Raw genomic sequence first — 25907 nt, forward strand, 5'->3', positions numbered from 1 at the left:
CGCAGTGACGGCCAATACACCGAAGGCGTATGATATTCATGCGGATCATCTCAATACACCGAGGGTGATTACGGACGCGACAGGAACAGAAGTCTGGCGTTGGGATAGTGCGCCGTTTGGGGAGACGCTGCCGAATGAGCAGCCAGCCAGTCAACAAACAAAGTTCGTGTTTAATCAGCGGTTTCCGGGGCAGTACTTTGATGTAGAGACAAATCTGCACTATAACTACTTCAGGGATTACGATCCGACCATTGGAAGGTATGTGGAGTCTGATCCGATCGGTCTAAGAGGCGGGATGAATACTTACACATATACGGAGAATAATCCAATTGTAAGGACTGACCCTAAAGGTTTAGATTGGGCCTCGGATCTGATCAGTGCAACAACTGGATCGAATTTTGATCCTTTTGAAAAATCTGAGCCTTGCCCCAAAGATCAATGTAAGTATCCGATCACTTTAGCTGTTGGGGGGGGATATTGTCAGCCAGGGGATACTTCATGTGTTATGGCTATGACTGCTGCTGGATTGCAAGGACCGTATATAATTCAATATAAAACTTATAGTTGGCCGTGCCTTCTTGCGATGGGGATTGGCGGTAAAGTAGGCGGTGTTAAAGGAGGTAACTTTATTGCTGGTGGAGTTGAATCAGCAGCGAGTGCAGGTGCCGCTACTGCAACAAGTACTTTCGGCAGGGTGGCTGCTCAATCAGCTGGCGTTGTAGCAAAAATATGGAAAAGTCCACTTACCACAGCCGCATTCTTGCCTACTGCAATTGAACATTTATTTCACACATGTGAATGTAAGAAATAATGAATCCTAACGTAAAAATTGCGCTTCTATGGGTTGGAGTGATCCTTGTTGGGGCCTACAAATTATTATTTCCTTGGACTCCATTTTGGGTGGATTTGTCTGTCATAGGGATCGCGGTTTTAGTGTTTCTGTTTTCTAGGTCAGAACAAGTACGTTCAGGAGATGAGAAAAAAGCTAATGATGATTTGATTGATAAAGATGATTTATAATCATGAAAATAAAAGATGTCTGCGGGAAAGATGAGGTCAACCATTAGCCCGCGTAGCTCCGATTAACGAAGTGTAATCGGAGACATGGCTTGGGTGTACCGCTCCCTGTAGTCATCGCAACACACCGCGATCATATTTACCACGCCACCACACGCTTGTTTCAAAATGCCGTCGTGCCTTTTGCTTCAACGTGTGGTGGCGTGAATCGCACCAGTCACCCATGCAAAGCCGGGGTCACAAAGCCGGGGTCACCCATTAGCCCCCGGTAGTCAAGTAGTCGAACAACATACTCGCAACACACCGCGATCAGATTTATAACGCCACCACATGCTTGTTTCAAAATGCCGTCGTGCCTTTTGCTTCAACGTGTGGTTGCGTGAATCGCACCAGTCACCCATGTGGATCTAGCGAAACATAAACCTGGATTTCGCCCATTAGCACAGCTACTCCAGAAGCATCTCAGTACCGCGTTGCGTCCAAGTGATGGGCAGATCTGTGGCTACCGGTTCCGGTTCCAACCCCTTGTGGCTCGCATTGCAGACGACTCATTGTAAAACAAGGCTGGTGATGGCAAATACTGTGTGTCCAATCAATTCTGATAGCCTGTGATCCAATCCCCCGTTTGCAAACCCCTGCTCGCAAATGATTCACGCTCGAAAAAGCGCAGACCCAGGAAACGCTGATGATATGCTCAGGTAATTGGAATGCACAAAATAAGACATGAACATCATGGGTAATCTCCTTTCCCGTCTTAACATCGCAGAACGCCTGCAGTTTTTTATCAATACTGGTTTTTATTTTTCGATGCAGATTCGTGGCAAATATAGCTTGCATGACTTGCATGCCCAGCATGAAGACCACGAATACCGCGCCATCAACGAATGTTTCCACCGTATCTTCCAGTGCTTGCGTGGCATAGGCGATAGACCAGAACCGCGCATGCCAGATGACACCGTCCTGCTCATGTTAAACGACATCGCCAAAGAGGCAAACCTGCAGGAAGAATTAAATTGGGCAATTGAAGAAGCTACTAAGCTGCTTGCAAATAATCATATTTAATCTGTGAAAACTAATCTGAAAAAACCGGGGCGTGTGGATACTCGCGCCTTATTCAGCAACGCTTTTCAGGCTACTCTGACTATTGACCAGTCCATCTCATGGAAGCTGGTCGATAGCAGAGACCAGGTTTATACTTTTGCATAAGCAGAGCTGCTGCCGTGAGCCGTATTTTCCAATTGCAATTGCATATCCGCGATAACAAACTCATGCATGGTCTTGATCACTTTTTCAATAAAGTAAGATGAAATCAGCCTTGGGGCAATGCGGTTGTCATAGTAGGTAAGCATGCGAACGATACTCTGCCCACCGTCAATCTGTTCCACTTCTATATACCCGCCCAATAGTTTGATCGTGTCTTTATAACGGATACTCTGCTCGATAATCTCAAACTCGATACGGCTTTGATCGACAATATTGGTAATTCTTTTGGTCAGGTATCCACCATCACTATATTTGCAGCGGCAGGTATCGCCTACTGCCGCATACTTGCCTTCGACTTCCTGCGGCACCGGCAGGCTTAATTTTAACAACCACGATGCCGGTTTTTTGACATGCTCATAAAAGCCCACTTTTTGCCAGACATCGGCTTTATTCGCCTTAATGATGCTGCTGGTCACTGCGCTGCTGGTAGTTTGCTGTTTCATGATTTTTCTCGCTTGTTGATTTATGTTATTTGAAAATGCCTGCTTCATTTAAACGGGGTACTTGCGCTAAACAATGCTATGCATCCGACGGTGCTGACTTCAACGTTCTGGAATCGCTTTTCTAATGCTGACTTCAATTGACCCGCCGAACCCTGATCACCATTGATCACTTTGAGCCTGTGCAACACTGCATAAACGCAGCGGCTGAGCATGGTTTTTGTAATGTCCTGATTCAGAATGGTGTAACCGAACACCTGAGTGCCGGCATGCATCAGCGGCCTGATGGCATCAAACACCGCGCCTTTTTGAAGCATGTCACCAGGGATGCAGTGCAGAATTCCACCCAGCGCAATTGAGTCGAAGCGGGCGGCAGAGGTTGGCATTGGTTCCAGTGCATTGCAGAGATAAGTTTCTGGCTGGAAGCGCGCAATTCTTGCGGCGGTAAAATTCAGGCAGTTTTGCTGCAAATCGAACAAACCTATGCGCACCTCACCTGGCTGGTAGTGACAGCGGTCCAGAAAATAGCCAGTACCAACGCCAATATCCGCGTGATTGCGCGACATCATGAGGTGATAGAGGTCGGCAAAATACCTGCTCTTGCAGCGCCAGACATAAGGTGCCAACAGGCGGTAAATCAGGATGTCATAGCACTGGAGCAAAAGCCTGCTGTATATGCGAACCCCGTCATCGGTCGTTCTGCTGGTAATGGTGCTCATCATGCTTGTCTCTTATAAATAGATGGTCGGGACCCGGATGCCTGAAAGGAATTCGCAATCCAGACTCGTGCCCTGAACTATGCAATGGGCATGCCAATTCAATAAATATTCTAAGTTGCTGTTTTTAAAGAATATTATTTTTTCGAATGAACAGGCGGCTGTAAGGTAGCTGTACATTGCGGCAAATTTCGCTGTAAAGAAACTTTGCAGCGAGAGCGTTTGGGCAAACTTCTTTGGTTCAGAAAATGGCCAGCCGTCCCAGAAATACTGCGTGCCTATTCATGACATCAAACGACTCATGTCACTGAAAATAATTTTATTGACATTCAAATTTCGTCTGATACTATATCGATAGTCGATATATCGTTAAGCGATGTAGCATCGCCCGATATAGGCTGAGCGACATCAACAAATCAGCAAGCCTGAAAGGCGCGGATGGAAGAAATTAATTATTCAAAATACTTGCCACTGTCAGAGGCGACCTTCTACGTGCTGCTGGTGCTGACTGAGCCTTTGCACGGCTATGCCATCATGCAAAAGGTGGATGACATCAGCGAGGGCAATGTCGTCATTGGCCCTGGCACTCTGTATGGCGCGTTTGCGACTTTGGAAAAACAGGGTTTGATCAGCAAGGTAAAGGAAGAAGAGCGGCGCAAGTATTATCAACTCAGCGACAAGGGGCGGTTGGTGCTGGCCGAGCATATCCGTCGTCTGGAAATCATGTTCCGTAACGCGCGATTGGCACTGCCAAAATTAAAAACGGGAGAGGCAAAGTGAGCGAGATTTTGATCAAAAAATTCAAATGTTTCTGGTCATGGGAGGATGAGAAGGAGCAGCAGTGGCTGCAAGAAATGGCCCGTCAGGGTTTGCATTTGCATGGGCGCAATCTGTTTGGCCTCTACAGTTTTGTACAGGGTGTGCCTGCTGATATTACCTATCGCCTTGATTATGTCTCTGATACCAGATGGGGTGCAGCAAACGTCGTCGAACCAGATGGCAGCTACCGTCAGTTGCTGATCGACGCAGGATGGGAGCATGTGCTGGCGGCATCTGGCTGGCAGTATTGGCGCATGGCGGCGACTAATGGCAAACATGGCAAACAGGGCAAACAGGGCAAACAGGGCAGGCAGCCAGAAATTTATACGGATGCAGCTTCAAAACAAATGAAATACAAGCGACGCATGCTGGGTCTGACTTTTTGGATTTGCATTTGTATTACTCTTCTCAGTAACCCGCGATCCATGCTGCACACCTTGGGCGATGGTAGCCTGGCTTATACCATCGTCTATGGAATAGCTGTGCCTGCAGCTTTGTACATGGCGTATGCCATGGCGCGCATCTATTTGCGCATCAGGCAGTTGCGGCACTAATGGTGTCAACGACGTGGTGATCGCAATCATCGCATATAACAGAGTGATGGAGAAACAATGGACGGGCAACTGATCAAAAAATTCAAATGCTTCTGGTCTTGGGAAGATGAAGAGGAGCAGCAATGGTTGCAAGAAATGGCTAGCCAGGGCTTGCATTTGAAAGCGCGCAGCTTCTTCGGTATCTATAGTTTTGTGCAGGGTGAGCCTGCTGATATTGTTTATCGCCTTGACTATGTGTCCAATTTCAATTGGAGCTACGTAAAGACTCTGGAGCCAGATGTTAACTATCAACAGCTCATTAGCGATGCCGGTTGGGAGCATGTGCTTCAGGCGTCAGGCTGGCAATATTGGCGCATGCCTGTACGCAATGGAAAAGTGCCAGAAATTTATACCGATTCCAGTTCTAAAAGAAGTAAATACCAGCGACTCTTGCTGGTCATGTGTATTTGGAATTTGATGTTTCTGCCCACTGCAATCTATCCTCAAAGCATGCTTAATCTCTGGGATCATGGTGCGCTGGCGTATATTTATTTGTGCGGTATTGTCATGCCTACTTGCCTCTACTTTTCTTATGCGTCCATACGGATTTATTTGCGCATGCGGCGTTTGTTAAGAGTTGGGCAATTTTTCCAAGCCTGGAAAGGCTAAAGAAAATAGTGAATGAGAATGAAATAATTGTTCGATTTGAGCCATATGCAATTGCCACATCCTTGTTCTGCAAATTAACAGGTCTTGCGTCGTATGGGATGTTCGAACTGTGAAGTGTTGTTTAAGGCCAGGCGAACCTTGATCCTTGGCACAAAGCCAGTCGCATTACAATGGCGGTATATATCTTCAAAAATAAACCTGCGATTACTGATGACACGTCATTCTTTTACTGCTGTATCACTGCATACTGTCCAAAAAACCATGCTGCAATACTTGCTGTATGTGATTTTGGCATGTGCTGCCTTGTCGCTATCACATCCCGCCCAGGCGCAGAATGCCAGCGACCCCCGGTTGCTTCGCTTGCTCAGCCTGATGCAGCAACGCCTGAGCCTGGCGCAAGATGTGGCCATGTATAAGTGGAATGCCAAAGCGGCTATTGATGACCCCGTGCGTGAACAGCAGATACTGGATGCACTGGCGAAGCAGGCACCTCAATATGGCCTGGCACCCAAACTTGCTCAAGATTTTTTTAATGCCCAGATTGTAGCTGGCAAAATGATACAGACGGCTTTGTTCGATGGATGGGCAAGCAGGTCGCAGGCCCCGTTTGACAATCCACCTGACCTGAAGACAGCAATCCGCCCGGCGCTGGATAAGCTGACGGTAGAGTTATTGATGGCACTGGCTGAGGCACAAGCTGTGTTGCAAGGAAAAGATGGTCGACAGGCTGTTGAATTGACTGCGACTGATGCGAGCTTGCGAGCGGGGGTGCCGCCTAATGTACCAGGATACGCGACGGCGTGGCAGCATGCTATTAAGATGTTGAGTAATGTGGCAGAGTAATGTGCAGGTATTCGTACTCTTGCTGTATCAAATGCAAGCGTGCGTCAGATTTTTCGATCACGGCGAATTTGGCAAAGGGATAATCGTAGGGTGCAATATATTGCGCCGTATGTATGTGATGCACGGTACAAATATAACGCTCGGAAAGTTGACCTTTCATGCGGCGCATTGCAATGCGCCCTACTTCACTGTTTTTTAAGGGCCGCGAGCATGAGCTCATGGAAATATAAAATGAATCTTATTTTCAGCAGAGACGGTAACAAAAAAGGACGCAATGCATAAATTTGCTAAAGCAATTGGATTATTTCTTTATTTTATATTCTGCTTCTTTGTTTTCGCTTCTTTTAATCCTGAAAGCGCGAAAACAATTTTAAATGAAATGACTCCAGATTCTGAGTTTTACAAAAAAACGCAGAATGCAATGATATTTCTGATGTTCTTTTTAATTTTTACCCCACTGCAAATTTTTGCTATTTATCTACTTTTGAAATCAAATAAAGTAGATGTGCTTAAAAAGTTTGTTCTTTTTTCTTTGTTTTTTTCGATTGCCTGTTCGTTGACAGCGTATTACTTTTCAGGAGTGTTTCCGTTCAGAATACCTGCGGTGAACGGATAGTTACTGATATATTTGCCACGCCAATCAAGTTCCATATTGTTGCTCACATCTGCTTGCCTTATGTTAGAAAAAATTATTTTTCCGAAAAACTTGCGACGCATTGCAATGCGTCCTACGTCACGGCGATGCTTGAATATTTACTTTGCACAGATTGAATTGGCGTAGCTGAATTGTGGCATTGAAAACAGCTATGACTATCACGCATCCGCCGCCACTTCCATCATCACCCCTCTCAACCACAAATGCGCGTCGCTACGCGCATACTTGCTGTGGCTATAGACTTTCAAAGTATAGGGTGGTATCGCAAAGGGTGCGGGGTAGATGGCGATGCCTGCGGCTTGTGCCAGGGTGGTGGCGGCATGGCGGGGCAGGGTCATGATGAGTTCGCTGCTGGCGATGATGAAGGGGGCGACCAGTACATTGGGTAGTTGTACTGCCACCTGTCTTTGCAGGGCCATGCCGTCGAGGACGTAGTCGATGACGCCGCGACTTTCGTTCCAGGGGGTGACGACGACATGGCGTGCTTGCAGATAAGTCTTGAGCGTCAGCTTGCGTTTGATCAGTGGATGGTGCTGGCTGGCGATGGCGACGTAGTCGTCTTGCAGCCAGTCAAATTCTTCCAGGCCTGCGGGCAGGGGAGTGCGTTCTTCATCGTAGCCGAGGGCGAAGTCGATGTGGCCTGCGGCCAGCTCGGCGATGGCGATTTTTTGGCTGGTGCTGATGATGCGCAGGGTGATATGGGGCGCGACTTGCTGCAGCCTGCTGATCAGGCGTGGCAAGATGGCGAAGGCGGTATAGTCGCTGGCGGAGATGACGAAATTGCGTTGACTGGTGGCTGGATCAAAGCATTGCCTGAGACTGAGCCCGGTAGCTAATTGCGCTAGCGCCGTGCTGATGGGGACGGCGATCTGGTCTGCCCGCAGGGTGGGTTGCATCTGGTTGTCAAGCCGCACAAATAATTCATCACTGAGCGCCTGGCGCAGTCTTGCCAGTGCGTGGCTGAGAGCAGACGGGCTGAGTGCCAGCTCATGCGCGGCGGCGGTGACTGAACGTTGTTGATACAGGGCGTTAAATACCAGCAAGAGATTAAAATCAAGCTTGCGCAGGTCAAGATGCATATCTTGCATGATAGTCTGAAGTAATTGCACTTGCCGCATTGTAGGCTGGCTTGTTAGGATGTGGCAAATAATGTGTTTTAAAGGAATACCATGAGCATACAAATTCGCTCCGCTCGCACTGACGATGCAGCCCTGATCCATGCCTATATCACCGAGCTGGCAATTTATGAGAGGGCAGAGCATGAAGTCATTGCCAGTGTGGATGATGTAAAACAAAGCCTGTTTGCGGCTGACAGTCCGGCACGTGGTTTGATTTGCAGCATGGATGACGTGCCAGTCGGTTATGCAATTTACTTTCTCAGCTATTCAACCTGGCTGGGGCGCAAGGGCATGTATCTGGAAGACTTGTATATCTCGCCGGTCCAACGAGGCAGTGGGGCTGGCAAGGCGCTGTTGCGGCATCTGGCGCAGCTTGCGGTCGAGAGTGGTTGTGGCCGTCTGGAGTGGAGCGTGCTGGACTGGAATGAGCCGGCGATACAGTTTTATTTATCGATAGGTGCGCAACCGCAGGATGAGTGGGTGCGTTATCGCCTGGCGGGTGAGGGTTTGCAGGCATTTGCGGCAGGCAATGACGCTGCTGCGGCCTGAGCTTCATGCCTGGTTTTCCAGGGTGCCATTGTCATTATGGTAGCATCCTGCCTTGTTCGGGTTGAATATATGCAGTGATGGTGTTTCGTTGCAGGGCCTGAATCCATTTTCTCTGCAAAGTGAGTATTCGCGAATAGTCACGAATAGTCACGAATAGCGGCAAATAGTAGCGATATGTATGGCAGAGCAAAATTGGTTGATCAATTTTTGAGATGAATAAAGGCAGGATGATGAAAATTCAAAAGCATTTATTGACGGTCTTTTTGTTGGCAGGCACCAGCGCTTATGCGGGGGATGTGTCGGTCAATTTACCGGGTATTAGCGTCAAGACCAACCAGGATACCGGTTCCAATGCGAACGTGAGTGTCAAGACACCGGGTGTGAGCGTGAATGCGACGCAGGGCAATACCGGTGGCAAGCCAGTCGCACGCGCAGATGGTGGCCGCATCGTTGGTAATGATATGAGCACGAGCACGCAATGCAATGGGCAGCCAGTGAGCATACAAGGCAATGGTAATCAAATTAGTCTTGGTGGGGCTTGCCCGCAAGTGAATGTGAATGGCAACGAGAACCAGGTCACGATAGAACAACTGGGTAAAGTGCAGGTCATGGGCAATGACAATCAGGTCAGATGGGCGCAGGCTTTGCATGGGCAAAAACCGCAAGTGCAGAGTTCGGGTAATGATAACCAGATCAGCAAGCAAAATTCTGCAAACTAGTTAATGTCGTTGATTGTGCATGAAAGGGTGTGGGAGGGTGTGGATAATGCAGGTTCTATCCACACCCTTTTTTTTTACTCGTTATCCAGACTACGTAATGAACGACTGAGCTGGGTAAAGTGCGGTAAGACAACTTCTTCAGTATCGGCTGCTTCTGGTTTTTGCACTGCTTTGAATGCCATGGCTGGCGCTTTCTCTGCCAGATCGGCTTGTTCCGCAGCAGTGAGGGCTGTCAAAGGTTTATCCAAAAACTTGTACAGCAAACTACGCTGTCCTGCCGTCATGTCGCGGGTCACTGGCATGAATAAATAAGTTTCAAATGCGGCAGGTGCAGTCAGGCGGCGCAGGATGTTGGCGTATTGATGTACCTGTGCCGGGTTGGCCAGGTCCAGCCAGTTGTCCATGCAGGGTGCCATGGCATTCCAGTTGATCAGTACGTATTTATAGACATTTGCCCAGCTCGGTGCCATGGCTGCGATGGCTGTGTCTGCGGGAAGTACGCGCACATAGGCATAGGTATTGGTTTGGGTGTCCAGCCCCTGAGTCAGTGCTGGTGCATTCTTGCCGGGGACAGGGACATAGGCATAAACGTTACCCACGCTGGCATCGGCGCTGACGTTCAGCACGCCTTGTGCATCGGTTTTCAGGTTTTTTGGGGCAGGATCCTTTTTGACAGGGGCTCCTCTGGCACGGACATATAACTGAAACAGGGTGACATCGCTCACCTGATGCAAGGGTTTGCCGCGTGCATATAGCTGGAATTTAACATTGCCCGCAGGGCCCTGGTCGAGATACATGTTTGGCGTTTGCGGTATCAGGCGCAACACGCTTTCCTGCAGTAGCAAACCATATTTGGAGCTGTGCAATTCGAGCTGGCCTTTTTCTATGTCAGCCGGGTTGGTCTTGCTAATGTCGAAAGTGACTATGCCAGCCCCTGCCTCATAGGCGGCACGGTCATATTTGTCATAGTTGATGCTGGCAATAGCGTCTTTCTTGCCGGTGAGGAAGAGCTGCAATGTGCCCAGGTCTTCTTTCTTCAGGTCCATCCCGGTTTCGCTGACGCTATTGGATAAGTCCACACTCATGATGCCCTTGCCCTGACGTGCTTGAGCGGCAGCGACGAAGGTTTTGGCGCCATTAACTGGCAAGAGGGCGCGGTCACCCGGTTCATGCATGGGCTCGTCCTTGCGCCAGACGCCGATGGTGCCTACTACCTGGCTGCGGGCAGGGTTGGGCTGGAAGCCGCCTTTGATCAGTTTGTCACGCAATAACTGGAATTGAGCGTCCGTTGCTGCGTCATCTGCAGTGGCCAGGCCGGGGTCATCAAAATAAACAGTACAGTAGGCATTGAAGCTGACGACGAGACCTTGTGCATCACTGTCCTGCAGGGCTAGCTGTAAGGCGGCCAGTGCTGCGCTCTTATGGGCGTCTATGTGTAAGCCCTGTTTGGGGAAAGAAGTCTGCCAGTTGACTGAGGCGACACCGGCAATGATGCCTTCTGCGTTGCGCTGGAAGTTGATATAGCGCGCTGTAAAGCGCTGTTTGCATGGTGCAGCAATGCGGCAGCCGCCATCTATGCCAAAGCTGATGCCGTCAAAGAATAATTGCGAAGTGCAAGCCCCATAGGGTTCCAGGTCTACCAGCATGGCACTCAGCTTGGCGGGTGCACCGCAGAGCTTGTCTGTCGTTACCGGGCCTTTGCCCAGGTCAACGCTGGAGACAGAGGTATTGAAAAATTGAACCCGGTGCGTGCCATGCGGGTTCCAGTTACCACCACCGGGGCTCTTGACAGATTCAATCGCACTCTCGCGAAATTGTTGCATGGTCTCAGTTGGTGTCAATGCGGTTTGTGCATTATCTTCATTATAAAAATTGGCGTAGTTGTTGGTAACGATGGGGTCCCATGAAATTTGCCCCTTGAAGTGGATGCGTGGCGTTTGCAGGATACTCATGCTGTTCTCTCCCGATTCAGATTTTTTTGTAGATAAAGGCTGGCCCGGCGACTTTGTGCTTGTCGTTTAGCGGCGCGTGCAAAGCCTCGATGGCCGCCATGCGCAAATCAAACATCTTGCGCACGGCGATGCCTAGTTGTGCCGCATCACCATTCAGGGCCAGGTTCAGTGCATCGACCATGGCGCTATAGGCCTTGTTACAGGCATCCTGTGCCATTCTGGCGGCGGCGGGTTCTTTGGAAAAATCATGTACTTGCGGATCGGCAATCGCCGGAAAGACCTTGGCATAATCCACACCCAACGGCGCCCCCCAGGAAAAACCTTGTGGCGAATCACTGGCGGTCAGTACCTGGTTGCGGAAGATTTCTTCAAAGCGGTAGAAGTGAGCGAGTTCATTGCTGAAGTCCAGCGGGCTGGTACTGGCACCTTCACCTTCTGAGACGATGACTTGTATGGCCTTGTGCGCATCTGCATAATTGTTCACCGCAAATAACTGACCAGGGAAGAATTGTTTGTCGTCAATCTGGTTGCGATTTGCCTGCCAGGCTGTGGCGGGCAGGGTTTTTAAATACGCATCCAGAGCATCATAAAACTGGCCTATGGTGACGGCCTTGGTTGGTGATGCCGCCAGTTCCAGTTGTGGGAATTCTATTGGGTCTACCGGAATTTCTATATTCATGCCTTGCTGCATCGCAGGTTTGCCAAATGGCAGTATATGCAGGGTCAGCACCTTGCCGTCGTGGCCGATATCGCCAGGCAGCGGGCCAGGGTATTTGGGCGGCTGCAGCTTGGGGCTGCCACCCAGGGCATTGAGGATATTGGCCGCCAGGCATAGATGGATCATTTCCTGGTGCGTGATGGACCGCAGACGCGCAGCAGCAGGTGCATTGGTACCTGGCAGTATCGTCAGTTGCGCATACAGATACGGCGGCAGCGTACCAAATTCAACATTGATCGCTGTTTGCAGCATGGCTTGTGCCTGTTGCACGGTGGTGATGGGGGATAGTTGTAAGCGTATCATGCTTGCCCTCCGCAGGCAGTGTGGTGAGCAAGAGTCAATTGCGTATTCATATTGCCGTTCTCCTCAATAAGAAGTGAATTGCTGCATTGAGACATTGACGTAAGGAAAGAGTGCCTGCTGGCAATCCCTGGTTTGTCCTGCAACCGGTGAATCAGGTTGCAGGTAATACTGAAGCCGTACTAGCCGCACTTATAGCCAGAAATGACTCCGCCTTACCTGTGAAAGAGGGCGGAATGATATTTGCAAACAGTGTGAACGGGACATGGGGGCAGTGTCGAACAGTGCCAGATTGCATCACCATGTTGTTCAATTGGAAGTGTTCCCCTGTTTGCGGCGGCTACAGAAGTCAAATGAATTAATAATTTGAATTTACTATATGATAATAGTTTAGGAGTGAGTATTTTGTCAAATTTGCATTAATGAGACATGTGGCGAGATTTATTTGAGTTGGCTTGAGTTGGCCTGAGTTGGCCATGTGAGAAGGGAAAAGCAGTGAGGGAAGATTTCGGTGAATTATTTGTTGCAGACGACAAACCATCTGGAAGCAGACGCTAATTACCCTGACTGGCATATGTACTCTATGGCGTGAAGGTGGTGCGCTGTAATGCGCACCGCGACGGGAACCGGACAAGAATTCTTATCCGGTTCCTTGTACCCCAGCTTACTCAGTATTGACTGGCAAGTGTAATGGACATCATAAGCTTATTCAGCCAATGCCGCCTGTGTAGCATCAATTTTCCCATCCGATGCCAAGGCGGGCACCTTGATCAGCTTCATCAGCAGTGGGTACACATTTACATTGTCAAACGGTGGCAACACGGTTGCCTTCTTGAAGGCAGGGCCATTGGCGATGAACAGGGCCTGCATTTCTTTGGACAGGTTATCGTAACCATGTGAACCCTTGTTTGCCTTGGCTGCGGCCTTGGCATCTGGCACCACCAGCCAGCCTACACTGGCTGAGCAGACGAAGCGCTGGACGCGGGCGTTTTGCCCGAAATGAAAACGTTCTGGTATGTTTTCTTTTTTCCAGCACTGCATATGTTCGTGGGGTTTCAGCAATGCTTTGGCGACTACCTCCTCTTGCCCGGCTTTTGGATTGATGCCCGCATAGCTGCCATAGTTGACGACTTCATAGCTGGCCGGGTCGGCAATCTGGTCGAGTAGTATGGTCCGCTCAGGGCTGGTTGCGGCCATGCCGTGGTCAGAGACAATGACCACATTGGCCTTGATATTGCGTGCGCGCAAACCATCGGTCAGACGGGCGATGGCCGCATCCACACCGGCGGCGGCATCGGTGACTTCTTTGTTGTCCGGGCCAAAGTCATGGCCTGCGTGATCTACCTGGTCAAAATACACAGTCAAAAATCCGGGGCGGTCTGCTGCGGGTTTATCCAGCCAGCCCAGCATGGTGTCGACCCGCACTGCGGGTGCCAGCTTGTCATCAAAAGTACGGTATTCGGTGGGGCGTATGCCTTGTATGGCCGCTTCTGAGCCGGGCCAGAACATGATGCCGGTTTTTACCTTGTTTTTTTCTGCTGTGACCCAGACTGGTTCAGCCCCATCCCACCAGCGCCTGTCGAGCACGGCTTCTTTATTGCTGAGTTTGAAGCGCACGCCCGGTATCTTGCTGTCTTCCATGGTGTTGCCAACGATGCCGTGATGATCGGGGCGTAGGCCTGTTACCAGGGTGTAGTGATTGGGGAAGGTGATGGAGGGGAATGAAGGGCGCATGGCATCGGTACGCACACCGTCAGCCGCCAGTGCATTCAGCGTGGGAGTCACACCGCGCGCCAGGTATTCAGGCTTGAAGCCATCTATCGATATCAGGATGACGGGGCGATAATTATCAGTGCTAGTGGATTGCAATTGCGTGGACGAGCAGCCAGCAATTGCCAGGCCCAGCAAGCCGCAGCTCAGGGCTTTTGTGTAAGATGGTTTCATCATGGGTAACTCTTGGTGTGAGCAATATTTAATCGCAGGGCGCAATACATTGCACCTGGCGCGTGAGAACGCACGCTACTTTAAGTGGCCTAAGTAGTTTACTACGCGATGACTGGCCCTAAAAACAGTACAGTCGCTGGCCCGGCGCGGAAGCTTGGGCTGTTAGCATCGGCTTCTATCATATAAGGCATGGCATCGTGGACATCCAGTGCTGCTTTGGATGTCCAGGTTTCAATCAGGACGAATTTGTCTTCATCACCAGCGACGGGATGCATCTCGTATTGCAGACAGCCAGCTTCGGCTCGCACCAGTGGTGCCAGCCTGGTGAAGGCGGCGATTTGTTCAGCAGCGCGGCCAGGTTTGGTTTGGATAAGGATGACGAGCTTGAGTTGTTCCGACATGTGGTTTCCGTTCTATGTTTTTGTGTTGGGGGAAGTAGGGTGCGCCGTGCGCACCAGCACACATAGATCGATGTGGTGCGCATGGCGCACCCTACAAAAGCGGGCATGGGATTCAACGTCCCACGCCAGGTAAAATATTGGCTTACACCATATCCTCAGGCCTGACCCAGCCATCAAATTCTTCTGCGGTCACATAACCCAAAGCCAGTGCTGCTTCACGCAGGGTCGTGCCTTTGGCATGGGCATGTTTGGCAATGGCGGCGGCACGGTCATAACCTATGTAAGGGTTGAGCGCGGTCACCAGCATCAGCGAATTGTCGAGCAATTCCTTGATGCGTGGGCGGTTCGCCTGCATGCCACGGGCGCAGTGTTCTTCCAGGCTGGCCATGCCGTCCGCCAGCAGACGGCAGCTTTGCAGGAAGTTGTGGACAATCAGCGGCTTGAAGACATTCAGTTCAAAATTGCCGGATGCACCGCCTATGCTGAGTGCCACATCATTGCCCATGACCTGGCAACACAACATAGTCACGGCTTCGCACTGGGTGGGGTTGACCTTGCCCGGCATGATGGATGAACCCGGTTCGTTTTCCGGTATCTGCAGTTCACCGAGACCAGAACGTGGGCCGGATGCCAGCCAGCGTATGTCATTGGCGATCTTCATCAGTGCGGTGGCAAGGGTCTTGAGTGCACCGTGGCTGCTGACCATGGCATCATGCCCCGCCAGCGCCGCAAAGCGGTTGGGGGCTGCGTCAAAGGCAATGCCGGTATCCAGCGTCAGGCTGGCGGCCACCAGCTTGCCAAAATCTGCATGGGTGTTGAGGCCGGTGCCTACCGCCGTGCCGCCGATTGCCAGTTCTTGCAGGGCGGGCAGGGTGTGACGTATGGCACGCTCTGCATAATCAAGTTGTGCCACCCAGCCAGAAATTTCCTGGCCCAGCGTCAGCGGTGTGGCATCCTGCAAATGGGTGCGGCCTATCTTGATGATGTCAGCAAATTCCCTGGCCTTGGCATCCAGCGTGGCGCGTAATTTGGCGAGTGATGGCAAGACATGGCTGATGACGGCGATGCAGGCCGCCACATGCATGGCAGTGGGGAAGACATCATTCGATGACTGGCCCATATTCACATGGTCATTCGGATGCACGACCCGGCTCATGCCGCGCGTGCCACCCAGAAATTCAGAAGCGCGGTTGGCCAGCACTTCATTCATGTTCATATTGCTTTGCGTGCCAGAACCAGTTTGCCATACTGACAGCGGGAAAGCCGCAGCGTGGGTGCCTGCCAGCACTTCTTCAACCGCCTTGGCAATTGCTTCTGCCACCTTGACATCCAGCAGGCCCAGGTCGCTATTCACCTGCGCGCTGCTGCGCTTGACACGCGCCAGCGCCAGCATCAGTTCTGGCGGCATGGTTTCTGTGGAGATGGCAAAGTGATGCAGCGAACGCTGGGTTTGCGCGCCCCACAAGGCGGTGGCGGGGACGGCGATCTCGCCAAAGGTATCGCGTTCTGTTCTTTGCGCGACGGAAGTATCGGTTTTCATTTACACCTGCTCCTGAATGAGTTCTAAGATTTGGCGATGGCTGCCAGCATTGTAGCCCTGAAGCGGGAAGTCTGCCACGCTAGCCCGGCCACTTACAGGGTTTGCTGAGGACTAGTGCACACGTCTCACTTCGCCTGCACCAAGGCACTCAAAATGATATGCCTGTCCACATCTTGCATATGCAGGATATTTCTGTACAGGCCAATGACACCTTCGCATTGCAAGATGGGCTGGTTTGCATAGGCATCCAGGTTGGCGGTGATTTGCCGTTGCAGCGGGCTCATCAGGTCTTGCAGTTTTTTTGCGCTCCTGGCAAATTCTTTTGACGCCATGATGTAGCTGCGGCTGCGTGGTTCACTTGCCATTATCTTTTCCAGCAAGACACTATCGCGTTTGATCAGGTTTTCGGGCATGGTGCGTTGTGTATTCAGTGTACCTTTGATTAGCAGCGCGCAGGCTTGCGGGCCGATTTGCCTGGCAGCTTCCAGCTGTTCAGAGAGTAATTGCGCATACTCGTCCAGTAAATCATCTGGCGCGCTTTTGAGGGCAAGCAGATAGACATCCCTGGACGCCAGTTTGACGGCATCTTGTATCGTTTGCGAATCTTTACCGGCAAGTTTCATGCTCCAGATCAGGTTAGTGACTTGTTCAATTTTGCCAGGTGCACGCCGTTCGTAATTGCGCCAGACAGTGCTGTTACTCAAGTCTTTAAAGACTTCTTCACGTGACTGCATGTCAAACAATGCATTGGCTTCACCACCCAGCGAGACGCGGGTAATCACTCTGGCCTTGACCATTTCTTCACGGCTGGGGTACCACATACCCTCCGCCTTGGTGTTGATGGCGATCCGGATAAAATCTTCCGGCAAATTTGCTGCACGATAGTGTTTCGCCATACTGTCGGTGGCGATAGCCAGCATCGCACCATCCATGCCAGGAAAGCTTGGCTGATGAAAACCGATGTGGGCATTTGGTGTGGCAGCGCGGTCATGGCCCGCTAGAAAAATATAAGTGCAGGCACTGCTACATTCACCTTCAACATAGGTATTAAGTTGCCGTGCTTTGATTAATGTGGCTATCTGCTGGGCTTCGCGCAAGCGCCCGCCGGGAGAGTTCAGCGAGATGGTTTTGACTTGCGGGTATTTTTTCAAAGCATCGACAAAGCTGGCCACGCTGCCTTCACCGATGGTGCCTCGCAGTTGCAGGGTGTCACCTTTGGATAAGCTGCTGATTTCAACATGCTTCATCTTGTCGTGACCGCTTGCTATCTGGGCAAATTCTTTTATTTGCGGCACAAAGGATGAAGATGCATTCACCAGTACGCCCAAGATGTTGAATAATGCCATCAACATTGCCAAACCAGCGATGATTCCTGAACCACCACGTGAACTATGCTTACTGGCTGAACGTATGATACCGATGACAGCCCATAGCCATAGCAAAAAAGCAAGTCCAAAGCCCAATGTACTGATACTAGCCAGCATGCGCAAACTGACATCGCTAGCCTCAACCAATCTGGTTAATCCAGTGATCATGAAGGCGGCCAGCAAATTACCAATGCCCACGCCATTGACCCAGAACGATTTGCCCAGAGACAGTTGCCCGCGCCAGTGTGCCTTGAAGTAATTACCCAAACCAGGTTGGAGGGGCGGCTCAGTCAGGGCAGCTTCGGAAGAGAACGATGCATGAAGCTGTGTCATCTTTTGACTCAGTACCTTGAAGCTCAACAGTCCTGGCAGGCCTGCCAGCAATATTGTCATCAGGATGCCGGACATATTGCCGACGTTGGCACTAAATGTCATGCCAACAGGAACACCGATGGAGAATATCAACGTGAATGCCATATAGCCTCTGGCAAAACGCAGTAGTCGCGGGGTGGCATTACTGCCCAGCGCATACCATGGGATTATGTATACCGACAGCAGCATCAACAAGCCAGGCAAGGAAGGGAAGAATGCATCCAGCTTGTCGGAGGATTTACCCGTGATCTGCAACAGCGCGACCAGACCCAGCAACATCATCAGCAAAAGATTGGTAAGGCGCGTGAACTTGATCATTAGTGATACTGGCCTTGTTAAGGCCGGGCAGGCAAGATAAAGCAAGAGCATCGCATATCTTGCAAGCAGATGGCAAGATTCTGTTTGACAGATTTACCCGCATTTACGCAGCACAGGCAAGTAAGATGGCGAACGACGGATTGTGATGTCTGTGGCCAGATATTTAGCAAGTAAACTCAATCAAATCGGTCATCAGGCAAATTATGAAGCCCACAACAGTGCCCACCCCCAAGCCTATGGCGATGAGCAGAATTTTGTACACTACCTGCTCGACCAATAAAACTTTATTGCTACCCGGCTGCTGGTCAACCGGGGGCGGTTCAATTGTAGGCTCACTCATGATTTTCCTCCTGCATCCCTGGCTGCAATGCGTTTTTCTATCAACGCCTGCAAGTCTTCAGCTTTCAGACCTGCGGATTTGACGGCAGCTAAAATGGTCGTCAAGTCCAAACCTCCAGGCCGCGATGCCTCTGCCAGGCTCCAGGTGCGGGCAGCGCGGCTACCGCTGCGGCAATACATCAATACTGGTCCTTCACTATTGGCCAGTGCATTTTGCAGGTCCTTGACAGTAGCATCAGGTATCTCGCCATGTGGTACCGGAACATAAGAAAATTTTATGCCCACTTTGCGCGCTTCTTTTTCCATGGCCGCTGCTGTAGGCTGGCCGGGTACTTCGCCATCCGGGCGCATGGCGATGATGGTTTGTATGCCTTGCTGCCTCAGGGTAGCAACATCTTGTGGATTAATTTGTTCGGATACACGAATTTGCCCATGCAGATGATGGGTAAGCGGTGCTGCAGAAGAGGTTTTAACGTTCTCTTTACTGTAGCGCGAATTGAGCGCGGCACCGACAATGAATAATGCGCCAGCCAGTACGGCGAGGACAAATAGTGTTTTGTTTCCTGGTAATTTCATGAACATGCTCCTGCAAGACCGATATGCAAGAATACCATAGCGACGTAGTAGAATTCCCATGTTTTAGCTGAATCCTGCACGGACCTTAACTCTTATATCCATGATGCCATCTATGCCTAAATCTCTTATTACCGTTTTTGTCTGCTGCACGATGCTATTCTCTATGTTAGCCCAGGCTGAACCTGAACTTATCATCCTGGTGCGCCATGCAGAAAAAGCGGCTGACAATCCTGCAGACCCCGGTTTGTCAGAAGCAGGCCGGGCGCGGGCGCAGGCATTGGCGCTGGCATTGCAAAATGCGGCGGTCAGCAGTATCTACACCACGCAATTCAAACGCACACGCGAAACTGCGCAGCCCTTGGCGCAGGCCAGAGGTATCACGCCGCAGGCCTTGTCTGCCAAGCGTGGTGCCGAGCATATCAAGGAAGTGGTCGATGCCGTGCGTGCCAGTAGCGGCACCGTGCTGGTGGTGGGGCATGGTAATACTGTCCCGGCTATTGCCACTGCATTGGGTGCACCAGCCATGAAAGAATTTTGTGAAAGCAGTTTCAGTCATATGCTGATCTTGCGTCCTACCAGCAAGACAGGAGCAGGTGTGTACCTGGTGCAATCGCGCTATGGCGAAGCAGATACGGTCAAACCTGGGTTAGACTGCCAGTAAATCATTCGTCAAAGGGAAAAGCATGACCATATCCAACACCTTGCCACGCTGGTCCATCATCATCCCCTTCGTTGCCTGGATTATTCTCGGTGGTGGCATCCTGATCGGTACACCCTTATATGCCATCTTGCTGACCATTGCCTTGTTTGGTGGTGTGTTGACTGCGGTTTATCACGCTGAAGTAGTGGCACATAAAATCGGCGAACCCTTTGGTACGCTCTTGCTGGCATTGGCCGTGACCCTGATCGAAGTGGCGCTGATCGTCTCGCTGATGCTGGCCGGGGGCGAAGTGACGGCTGGCCTGGCGCGCGACACCGTATTTGCCGCCATCATGATTATTTTAAATGGCATCATAGGCCTGTGCCTGTTGGCCGGAGCCAGCCTGCATAAAGAACAAAGCTTCAGCCTGCGGGGTGCCAGTACTTCGCTGGCGACACTGGCTGCCCTGGCGATACTGACCCTGGTCTTGCCGAATTTCACCTCGACTGCACAGGGGCCTGTGTACAGCGCCAGCCAACTGGCCTTTATCGCCATTGTCTCACTGGTGTTGTATGGCACCTTTGTGCTGGTGCAAACCGTGCGTCACCGGGATTATTTTTTGCCCGCAGTGGCCACTGGTGACGAAGAAGCCCATGCAGAACCACCCAGCAATGGCGTAGCCTGGACCAGCGCCGGCCTGCTCATGCTATGCCTGGGGGCAGTAGTGTTGCTGGCCAAATCCCTGGCACCAACACTGGAAAATGCCGTCGCTGCTGCGGGGGCACCACAGGCTCTGGTCGGCATTATTATTGCCATGGTGGTCTTGTTGCCTGAAGGGGTTGCTGCCTTTCGCGCTGCCCGCGCCAACCGGCTGCAAACCAGTATCAACCTGGCGCTGGGTTCTGCCCTCGCCAGCACAGGCTTGACCATACCGGTGGTGGCGGTGATCTCGCTGACGACGGGCTGGTCATTGAATCTGGGTATAGATGCCAAATCGACGGTGTTGCTGTTGTTGTCGCTGATGATTACTTCCTTGTCCCTGGGTACTGGACGCACCACCATCATGCAGGGAACCATCCATTGCGTGATCTTTGCGGTGTATTTGTTTACGACGATAGTGCCGTAGACTGGCCTTGCGATTTACCGTGATGATGGCAAGAAGATAGCCGTAGCCGTAAGGGGAGGTGCATTGCAATGCGCCGCATGTGTGCGTGGTGTACGGCGCAGATGCTTTCCCAAGGATAGTGATGATCTCATGCGGCGGATTACAATCCGCCCTACGTCACGGCGATGATGATTGCCTTTGCTATCCTGAGATGGTATTCACATCACCTTCTACAAACCGTGTCCGCCACCCGCGCTTTTCTACTGCGCGGATATTCTCTGCCTGCTTCAATTCCTGCAGATACGCCATGGCAAGCTTGAGCTCTTTGTCGCTGGTATCACCTTCAAACATGTTCATGCGCACCAGATTGCCATAATTACGGCGCAGCTTCTTGGGCGTGTCGTCCAGCATGATGACGTGCTCCAACATGTAGCCACGTCGCTTGACCTTATTCAAGTCCTTGACCCAGTCAAAATCCTGGTATTCAGGATTGAATACGCGTGTGCAGCGTTGTCTTGCCCAGACAAACTTCAAGGGCGGGTCCTCACCAAACAGATGCTTGACGATGATGGCGGCGTAGCTCTCTGATGCGGATGTCCAGACGGCACAATCGAAATGTTCCAGACAGAATGCAATAAATTCACGGACATGCGGGCGCAGGTAGACGTGATACGAAAAGAAGCAAAAATCGGCTTCATGCGGGAGTTGTTTTTCTGTCGCAAAGATGAGGGTTTCATCCAGATCCAGTATCAGTAATTTCTTATGCATGGTTTCGGTCAATATCGATAAAGCAAGCTGCTTGTAATCCTATTATGCACTATGAACGCGTCTCGATTGTGCTGCTGGCCGGACCAAGTTCCGGCAAATCCTGTCTACGCAAGCTATATGAAAACAACATACGTTTAGCGAGAAAATCTATATAAATCAAATTTGCAAATCAAATAATATCAATATAAGCATTCAGCATTGAGTGCAATAAAAGCGGCCTGCACAGCAAGGCCGCAATAAAACCAATCAGGAGACAGCATGAACAAACGATGCCTAAATAATAGGGGGCAGGACTTGTCGCGCGAGTTGGGCGAGATAAATATTGCAGCAAGTGAAGGCTTGAAACTCAAGCGCCTGAGCTATGCCATTGCACTGGCTTTGACATCCATGATGGCGCATGATTTCGCCATGGCGCAAGATGGCAAACCTGCCAGCAAACCCGCAGAATCAACTGCAGCCGATAAGCCAGCAGCAAAAACGGCGGGCAAGGACGAAGACCTTTCCACCATCGTGGTGGTCGGTACGCGGGCTTCACAACAATCTGCCATCGACAGGAAAAAACATGCGACTACTGCCAAGGATTCCATCGTGGCAGAAGACGTCGGCGCTTTCCCCGACAGGAACATAGGTGAAGCGATTTCCCGTATATCCGGCATTTCACTCGATCGTGGTGATTTCGGCGAGGGCGTCAGCGTCACCGTGCGCGGTAATGGGCCAGACCTGACCAGGGTAGAGATAGACGGGCAGTCCGTACAGTCTGCCGGTGGTTCTGACATGAATGGCGGCGGCTTTGGCCGTGCGGTAGAGTTTCGGCAGTTGTCGTCCGACCTGATCAAGAGCGTCGATGTGGTGAAAGGCTCGACGGCAGACATGACCGAGGGGGCACTGGGCGGCGGCATCATCATCACTACCCGCACCGGCCTGGATTTTGCCAAACCTTATATTTCCCTGCGTCTGGCCGGGACGCAAAATTCCATCAACAAGGAATGGACGCCGGACATGAATCTGGTGCTGGCGAATAAATTCCTGGATAATCGCCTGGGTGTCTTGCTGAATGTCTCTGCGGGCAAGGTTACCAATGATGGCCATTCTTTCCAGCCGACGACTTCAGGTCTGGCGGGTTATGCACGCTCTCTGGATTTTGATAATTCCCCTAATAAAACCTTTACCTTCAACCCCAGTACAGTATCCACCAGCGACCCCACTGCAACTGCGCCCATAGTCGCATCGCCATTGACAGCCGGTGGGGTCTTTAATTCAGAAACACCGATGAGCCTTGTCAGCAAATCTGCTGCTGCCAAAACCAAGGCAGACTGTTATGCGGCTTTCCCTGCACTGACCAGCGTACAGTCGGCTGCCGTGAATGGTGCGACAGCCAGAAACGCTGCCATTTCACAACGCACTTCCGAGCTGGAAACCTGTCTCAATCAATGGAATGACTACACACCTTCGCTGGTACGCTTTATAGAAAAGCGCCAGAAAGAAGACCGCAAGTCGTTTGATCTGCGTTTTGATTTCAAGGTCAACGATGAGCTCACCATGTACGTGAAAGGCAGTGGCAACTCACGCAAGGTGCAGGACCATTTCCTGACCTATGGCCTGGGTGGTCTACGCATCAATTCCACGGATGTGATTTCACCCACTTTCCGTGGAACCAGCTTTGTTGACTCAGCCACCGGCGTGCGTACTGCCGTGCCAGGTTCTGGTTACTATGTGTACGACAATATCAGCAGCCGTGCCGGGCTTGACCCTGCCGTGGGGGCGACGGCCAATGTGGTACCTGGCTCTGTGGTGATGGATGCAAACCACCATGTGACCAAGTTCACCATCACAGATGGTTCTGCAAGTACCGACCAGATCCAGAACACGATGGAAACAAAATCGACTTACCTGCAAGGCGGTGGTACCTACAAAAAAGATCGTTTTAAAGCAGAGTTTTTTATTGCCGATGGCAGGTCTGATTTTTCTCGTGCCGACAAGCGCACCAGTTGGTCTACTCCATATGGTGAGGCCACCCTGAGTGTGTTGCCAAATGGTTTGTGGACCTATGCTTTTCCTGCTAATTCCACCTTTGATCAGGCTAATCCTGCGCAGTATTCTACTGTCAATGCAGCCACTAGCGCCCGTGCTGCGGTCGCGGCAGGTGTCAATAATCCGGCTTCGCCAGCATATACGATAGCCCAACAACCGCTGTTGACCCAGGCACCACAAATCTCGTATTCGCCCAAGTTGATTGAAACCGGCGAAAAAACAGCCAAGCTTGACCTGAGTTATAACCTGACAGACAAATTGCCCTGGCTGACCCTGTTCAAGACCGGTTTTAATTTGCGTGATGCCAACGCAGCACAATGGGGAGCTGGCGGGGCGACAATTAAATCTGCGTCCGGTACCTTTGGTACTGCCGGTTACATCCCGCCAGTCGTGTTGCCAACCAATAATTTACGTGGCAGTTTTGTGGGTTGCGAAAATACACCGGGTTCTCTGGGTGCTGGTGGTGCGCCATGTAATTACGGCTATGTAGCAAATACCAATTTAAGTAATACTCAATTCGGTACCACCACACTGACCCAGTCGCAGTTCCAGAATGTGATCGCACAATCCATGATGCCAGCATCATCTCAATTCATGGCGGGCTTACCTGATCGTCCGGCTAATCTGATCAATGGCTGGAACCAGATAGATGTGGCCAAGGCCTTCGACCTGCTGGGTGTTCCTAACATGAATTTCAACTGTATGAAGTCATGCGTAGGCAGTGATGGCAAAGTGTATGCCCAGCCCGTCAGTCTGAATAGTGAGAAAACCAAGGCTGGTTATTTCATGGTTGAGTTTGACAAGGATGAGCTGCCCTTCGGTATGGAGCTGACAGGCAATATCGGTGTGCGCTATGTCAACACTGAAATACATGCGACCGGGCAGATGTTCTTTACATCGACGACCAAGACCGCCGCTTTTGATCCCCTTAACCCCAATGCTGCAGCCGGCGTACAAAGCAGCACCTTGATGAAGAATACTTCGCTGGACAGCAATACCACGGACATTTTGCCAATCTCCAATGTCGGTTTGTGGGTGATACCTGAAAAATTCATCTTGCGTTACAGCCATGCCAAGACGATTGCGCGGCCTCCTATCTCACGCCTGTTGCCATCTGGTACATGCACCTATGATGAGCGCCGCGTTGGTCAGGTGGATACCGATGGTAGTAGTGTCGATATGGGGTGTAGTGGCACCATGGGTAACCCTAACCTGAAGGCACAATCCAGCATCAATCAAAACCTGAGTGCAGAATGGTATCCCAATAAAGACACCATGTTGAGCATAGGTACTTTCAGGCAGACTGGCAAGGTGGGGCCTGCCATTGCGGTAGGAAAATCGAATGTTGCCCTGTTCGCTGGCTCTAATGATGTAGACCCCGTCACTGGCAAGAAATTGTCTGACTTTGAGTTTGGTTATTCAACCTGGGAAAATGGACCGGCTACTACACGCAAAGGTATAGAAATTGGTGGCAAGATGGCCTTCACTTTCTTGCCCTGGTACTTCAAATATACCGGTATTGATTTCAATTATTCAAAATTGAAATCTTCCGATTCTGTGACCGTACGTGACCTGATCACTGGCGACTCGCTGCCGCCAACGCTGGAATCAAGCTATACCACCAATGCCTCGATCTGGTATGACGATGGCGCGTTAAGTGCAAGGATTGCCTATCAGGCGCGTGCCAGTTACTTCACCTGTATCGCAGGTTGCGGCAATAATATTGCCACTACTTATATTTACCCGAATGATGCTGGCGGTTTTTACCGTGTGCCCTATAACCCTGGTGCGCCCAACTTCAAGGATGCTACTGCCTATATCGATGCCAAGATTGCCTATCGCTTCAAGAATGGCCTGGAGATTTTTGCTGAAGCCCGCAATCTGGGTCTGGCAACTACCAGCAGCAGCCAGGGACAATATGCCGCATTTGCCAATGGCATACCCAGCCTGAATGATTATGCCTATGCCGGACGCAGGATCATGGTGGGTCTCAATATGCGTAACTAGAACTCGTTTCATCAATAGGAGTGAGTGCGAACAAGACGATTTGGGATGCAGTGCAAGGCCTAAGGTGTGTACCCTGCGCTGCTAAGGCTCCCGCCTTAGCAAGCGGCGCAACGCAGCAATGCGCCCAAATCGTCAGTTCCCGGAGGGTTTGCCTCATAACGCATGCTGGACTGCGTTGGACTCGTTAT

24 protein-coding genes are annotated in these 25907 nt (G+C 51.0%); 12 read left to right on the forward strand and 12 right to left on the reverse strand.

Annotation, left to right across the window (positions count from 1 at the left end; translation table 11 throughout):
* From ACO0LD_RS23390 to ACO0LD_RS23400, 3 genes are all read left to right on the forward strand, one after another.
* Positions 1-811, forward strand: an 811-nt coding sequence (locus ACO0LD_RS23390; RefSeq protein ID WP_423010582.1) for an RHS repeat domain-containing protein, incomplete at its 5' end; no start/stop codon positions are given.
* Entirely contained in the window at positions 811-1020 is a 210-nt protein-coding gene (locus ACO0LD_RS23395) for a hypothetical protein (RefSeq protein ID WP_423010583.1), read from the forward strand. The genes ACO0LD_RS23390 and ACO0LD_RS23395, both read left to right, overlap by 1 nt.
* A 720-nt stretch (positions 1021-1740) precedes the next feature.
* Positions 1741-2079 (forward strand): hypothetical protein, encoded by a 339-nt coding sequence (locus ACO0LD_RS23400; RefSeq protein ID WP_423010584.1) that lies wholly within the window; start codon positions 1741-1743, stop codon positions 2077-2079.
* Between the two features lie 128 nt (positions 2080-2207).
* Here ACO0LD_RS23400 and ACO0LD_RS23405 read toward each other — a convergent pair whose 3' ends face one another.
* Both ACO0LD_RS23405 and ACO0LD_RS23410 read right to left on the reverse strand, forming a co-directional pair.
* Positions 2208-2771, reverse strand: a complete 564-nt coding sequence (locus ACO0LD_RS23405; RefSeq protein WP_423010585.1) for a hypothetical protein — start codon at positions 2769-2771, stop codon at positions 2208-2210.
* A complete protein-coding gene (locus tag ACO0LD_RS23410; protein WP_423010586.1) occupies positions 2768-3442 on the reverse strand; it encodes a hypothetical protein in 675 nt (224 codons plus the stop codon). Before ACO0LD_RS23410 ends, ACO0LD_RS23405 begins: the two co-directional genes overlap by 4 nt.
* Before the next feature lie 432 nt (positions 3443-3874).
* Here ACO0LD_RS23410 and ACO0LD_RS23415 point away from each other — a divergent pair, with 432 nt between their 5' ends.
* The 4 genes from ACO0LD_RS23415 to aroQ all read left to right on the forward strand — a co-directional run bounded on the left by ACO0LD_RS23415 (position 3875) and on the right by aroQ (position 6300).
* Positions 3875-4216: a PadR family transcriptional regulator gene (locus ACO0LD_RS23415; RefSeq protein WP_423010587.1), complete on the forward strand. Its 342-nt coding sequence runs from the start codon at positions 3875-3877 to the stop codon at positions 4214-4216.
* On the forward strand, positions 4213-4809 hold the full coding sequence (locus ACO0LD_RS23420) for a DUF2812 domain-containing protein (protein ID WP_423010588.1): 597 nt from the start codon (positions 4213-4215) through the stop codon (positions 4807-4809). Before ACO0LD_RS23415 ends, ACO0LD_RS23420 begins: the two co-directional genes overlap by 4 nt.
* A 57-nt stretch (positions 4810-4866) precedes the next feature.
* Positions 4867-5457, forward strand: coding sequence for a DUF2812 domain-containing protein (locus tag ACO0LD_RS23425; protein ID WP_423010589.1), 591 nt, complete (start codon positions 4867-4869; stop codon positions 5455-5457).
* 210 nt (positions 5458-5667) lie between these two features.
* Complete coding sequence (aroQ, locus tag ACO0LD_RS23430) at positions 5668-6300, forward strand: gamma subclass chorismate mutase AroQ (RefSeq protein ID WP_423010590.1); 633 nt, start codon at positions 5668-5670, stop codon at positions 6298-6300.
* Between the two features lie 813 nt (positions 6301-7113).
* On the opposite strand, the gene ACO0LD_RS23435 is transcribed toward aroQ, so the two are convergent.
* Positions 7114-8034, reverse strand: a complete 921-nt coding sequence (locus ACO0LD_RS23435) for a LysR family transcriptional regulator (RefSeq protein ID WP_423010710.1) — start codon at positions 8032-8034, stop codon at positions 7114-7116.
* A gap of 90 nt (positions 8035-8124) precedes the next feature.
* Between ACO0LD_RS23435 and ACO0LD_RS23440 the strand changes: the two genes are divergently transcribed.
* Together ACO0LD_RS23440 and ACO0LD_RS23445 are read left to right on the forward strand one after the other, a co-directional pair.
* On the forward strand, positions 8125-8622 hold the full coding sequence (locus ACO0LD_RS23440; protein WP_423010591.1) for a GNAT family N-acetyltransferase: 498 nt from the start codon (positions 8125-8127) through the stop codon (positions 8620-8622).
* 227 nt (positions 8623-8849) lie between these two features.
* Positions 8850-9341, forward strand: a complete 492-nt coding sequence (locus ACO0LD_RS23445) for a DUF3060 domain-containing protein (protein WP_423010592.1) — start codon at positions 8850-8852, stop codon at positions 9339-9341.
* Positions 9342-9415: 74 nt separating this feature from the next.
* Here ACO0LD_RS23445 and ACO0LD_RS23450 read toward each other — a convergent pair whose 3' ends face one another.
* The 8 genes from ACO0LD_RS23450 to ACO0LD_RS23485 form a co-directional block, all read right to left on the reverse strand.
* Entirely contained in the window at positions 9416-11293 is a 1878-nt protein-coding gene (locus ACO0LD_RS23450; protein WP_423010593.1) for a hypothetical protein, read from the reverse strand.
* Positions 11294-11309: 16 nt separating this feature from the next.
* Positions 11310-12314, reverse strand: a complete 1005-nt coding sequence (locus ACO0LD_RS23455) for a ferritin-like domain-containing protein (RefSeq protein ID WP_423010594.1) — start codon at positions 12312-12314, stop codon at positions 11310-11312.
* 702 nt (positions 12315-13016) lie between these two features.
* A complete protein-coding gene (locus tag ACO0LD_RS23460; protein WP_423010595.1) occupies positions 13017-14258 on the reverse strand; it encodes an ectonucleotide pyrophosphatase/phosphodiesterase in 1242 nt (413 codons plus the stop codon).
* A 98-nt stretch (positions 14259-14356) separates the two neighbouring features.
* Positions 14357-14656, reverse strand: coding sequence for a putative quinol monooxygenase (locus ACO0LD_RS23465; protein ID WP_423010596.1), 300 nt, complete (start codon positions 14654-14656; stop codon positions 14357-14359).
* A gap of 142 nt (positions 14657-14798) precedes the next feature.
* Positions 14799-16196 carry a class II fumarate hydratase gene (gene fumC, locus ACO0LD_RS23470; protein WP_423010597.1) on the reverse strand — a complete coding sequence of 466 codons (1398 nt, stop codon included), beginning with the start codon at positions 16194-16196 and terminating at the stop codon, positions 14799-14801.
* A 125-nt stretch (positions 16197-16321) separates the two neighbouring features.
* Positions 16322-18253, reverse strand: a complete 1932-nt coding sequence (locus ACO0LD_RS23475; protein ID WP_423010598.1) for an ATP-dependent Clp protease proteolytic subunit — start codon at positions 18251-18253, stop codon at positions 16322-16324.
* A gap of 163 nt (positions 18254-18416) precedes the next feature.
* Complete coding sequence (locus ACO0LD_RS23480) at positions 18417-18593, reverse strand: hypothetical protein (RefSeq protein ID WP_423010599.1); 177 nt, start codon at positions 18591-18593, stop codon at positions 18417-18419.
* Entirely contained in the window at positions 18590-19168 is a 579-nt protein-coding gene (locus ACO0LD_RS23485; protein ID WP_423010600.1) for a TIGR01244 family sulfur transferase, read from the reverse strand. The genes ACO0LD_RS23480 and ACO0LD_RS23485 overlap by 4 nt, the downstream gene beginning before the upstream one ends.
* 163 nt (positions 19169-19331) lie before the next feature.
* Between ACO0LD_RS23485 and ACO0LD_RS23490 the strand changes: the two genes are divergently transcribed.
* Together ACO0LD_RS23490 and ACO0LD_RS23495 are read left to right on the forward strand one after the other, a co-directional pair.
* Positions 19332-19829 carry a phosphoglycerate mutase family protein gene (locus ACO0LD_RS23490; RefSeq protein WP_423010601.1) on the forward strand — a complete coding sequence of 166 codons (498 nt, stop codon included), beginning with the start codon at positions 19332-19334 and terminating at the stop codon, positions 19827-19829.
* 22 nt (positions 19830-19851) lie between these two features.
* Positions 19852-20934, forward strand: a complete 1083-nt coding sequence (locus ACO0LD_RS23495) for a calcium:proton antiporter (protein ID WP_423010602.1) — start codon at positions 19852-19854, stop codon at positions 20932-20934.
* A gap of 180 nt (positions 20935-21114) precedes the next feature.
* Here the strand turns inward: ACO0LD_RS23495 and ACO0LD_RS23500 are convergent, their stop codons facing one another.
* The gene (locus ACO0LD_RS23500; RefSeq protein WP_423010603.1) at positions 21115-21681 is read right to left on the reverse strand and encodes an NIF family HAD-type phosphatase; all 567 of its coding nucleotides are present in this window, start codon (positions 21679-21681) and stop codon (positions 21115-21117) included.
* A gap of 258 nt (positions 21682-21939) precedes the next feature.
* Here ACO0LD_RS23500 and ACO0LD_RS23505 point away from each other — a divergent pair, with 258 nt between their 5' ends.
* A complete protein-coding gene (locus tag ACO0LD_RS23505) occupies positions 21940-25719 on the forward strand; it encodes a TonB-dependent receptor (RefSeq protein ID WP_423010604.1) in 3780 nt (1259 codons plus the stop codon).
* The last annotated feature ends 188 nt before the right edge of the window (positions 25720-25907 follow it).

This window comes from Undibacterium sp. Ji83W (assembly GCF_049340385.1).
Classification (GTDB): Bacteria; Pseudomonadota; Gammaproteobacteria; order Burkholderiales; family Burkholderiaceae_D; genus Undibacterium.

Bases quoted from the DNA above. Each gene is read 5' to 3' on its own strand.
- ACO0LD_RS23395 (WP_423010583.1), top strand. From the start codon at position 811: ATGAATCCTAACGTAAAAATTGCGCTTCTATGGGTTGGAGTGATCCTT.
- aroQ (WP_423010590.1), top strand. From the start codon at position 5,668: ATGACACGTCATTCTTTTACTGCTGTATCACTGCATACTGTCCAAAAA.
- ACO0LD_RS23460 (WP_423010595.1), bottom strand. From the start codon at position 14,258: ATGATGAAACCATCTTACACAAAAGCCCTGAGCTGCGGCTTGCTGGGC.
- ACO0LD_RS23450 (WP_423010593.1), bottom strand. From the start codon at position 11,293: ATGAGTATCCTGCAAACGCCACGCATCCACTTCAAGGGGCAAATTTCA.
- ACO0LD_RS23495 (WP_423010602.1), top strand. From the start codon at position 19,852: ATGACCATATCCAACACCTTGCCACGCTGGTCCATCATCATCCCCTTC.
- ACO0LD_RS23445 (WP_423010592.1), top strand. From the start codon at position 8,850: ATGATGAAAATTCAAAAGCATTTATTGACGGTCTTTTTGTTGGCAGGC.
- ACO0LD_RS23425 (WP_423010589.1), top strand. From the start codon at position 4,867: ATGGACGGGCAACTGATCAAAAAATTCAAATGCTTCTGGTCTTGGGAA.
- fumC (WP_423010597.1), bottom strand. From the start codon at position 16,196: ATGAAAACCGATACTTCCGTCGCGCAAAGAACAGAACGCGATACCTTT.
- ACO0LD_RS23480 (WP_423010599.1), bottom strand. From the start codon at position 18,593: ATGAGTGAGCCTACAATTGAACCGCCCCCGGTTGACCAGCAGCCGGGT.
- ACO0LD_RS23410 (WP_423010586.1), bottom strand. From the start codon at position 3,442: ATGATGAGCACCATTACCAGCAGAACGACCGATGACGGGGTTCGCATA.
- ACO0LD_RS23405 (WP_423010585.1), bottom strand. From the start codon at position 2,771: ATGAAGCAGGCATTTTCAAATAACATAAATCAACAAGCGAGAAAAATC.
- ACO0LD_RS23455 (WP_423010594.1), bottom strand. From the start codon at position 12,314: ATGATACGCTTACAACTATCCCCCATCACCACCGTGCAACAGGCACAA.
- ACO0LD_RS23475 (WP_423010598.1), bottom strand. From the start codon at position 18,253: ATGATCAAGTTCACGCGCCTTACCAATCTTTTGCTGATGATGTTGCTG.
- ACO0LD_RS23490 (WP_423010601.1), top strand. From the start codon at position 19,332: ATGTTAGCCCAGGCTGAACCTGAACTTATCATCCTGGTGCGCCATGCA.
- ACO0LD_RS23400 (WP_423010584.1), top strand. From the start codon at position 1,741: ATGAACATCATGGGTAATCTCCTTTCCCGTCTTAACATCGCAGAACGC.
- ACO0LD_RS23415 (WP_423010587.1), top strand. From the start codon at position 3,875: ATGGAAGAAATTAATTATTCAAAATACTTGCCACTGTCAGAGGCGACC.
- ACO0LD_RS23440 (WP_423010591.1), top strand. From the start codon at position 8,125: ATGAGCATACAAATTCGCTCCGCTCGCACTGACGATGCAGCCCTGATC.
- ACO0LD_RS23500 (WP_423010603.1), bottom strand. From the start codon at position 21,681: ATGCATAAGAAATTACTGATACTGGATCTGGATGAAACCCTCATCTTT.
- ACO0LD_RS23485 (WP_423010600.1), bottom strand. From the start codon at position 19,168: ATGAAATTACCAGGAAACAAAACACTATTTGTCCTCGCCGTACTGGCT.
- ACO0LD_RS23435 (WP_423010710.1), bottom strand. From the start codon at position 8,034: ATGCATCTTGACCTGCGCAAGCTTGATTTTAATCTCTTGCTGGTATTT.
- ACO0LD_RS23465 (WP_423010596.1), bottom strand. From the start codon at position 14,656: ATGTCGGAACAACTCAAGCTCGTCATCCTTATCCAAACCAAACCTGGC.
- ACO0LD_RS23505 (WP_423010604.1), top strand. From the start codon at position 21,940: ATGAACAAACGATGCCTAAATAATAGGGGGCAGGACTTGTCGCGCGAG.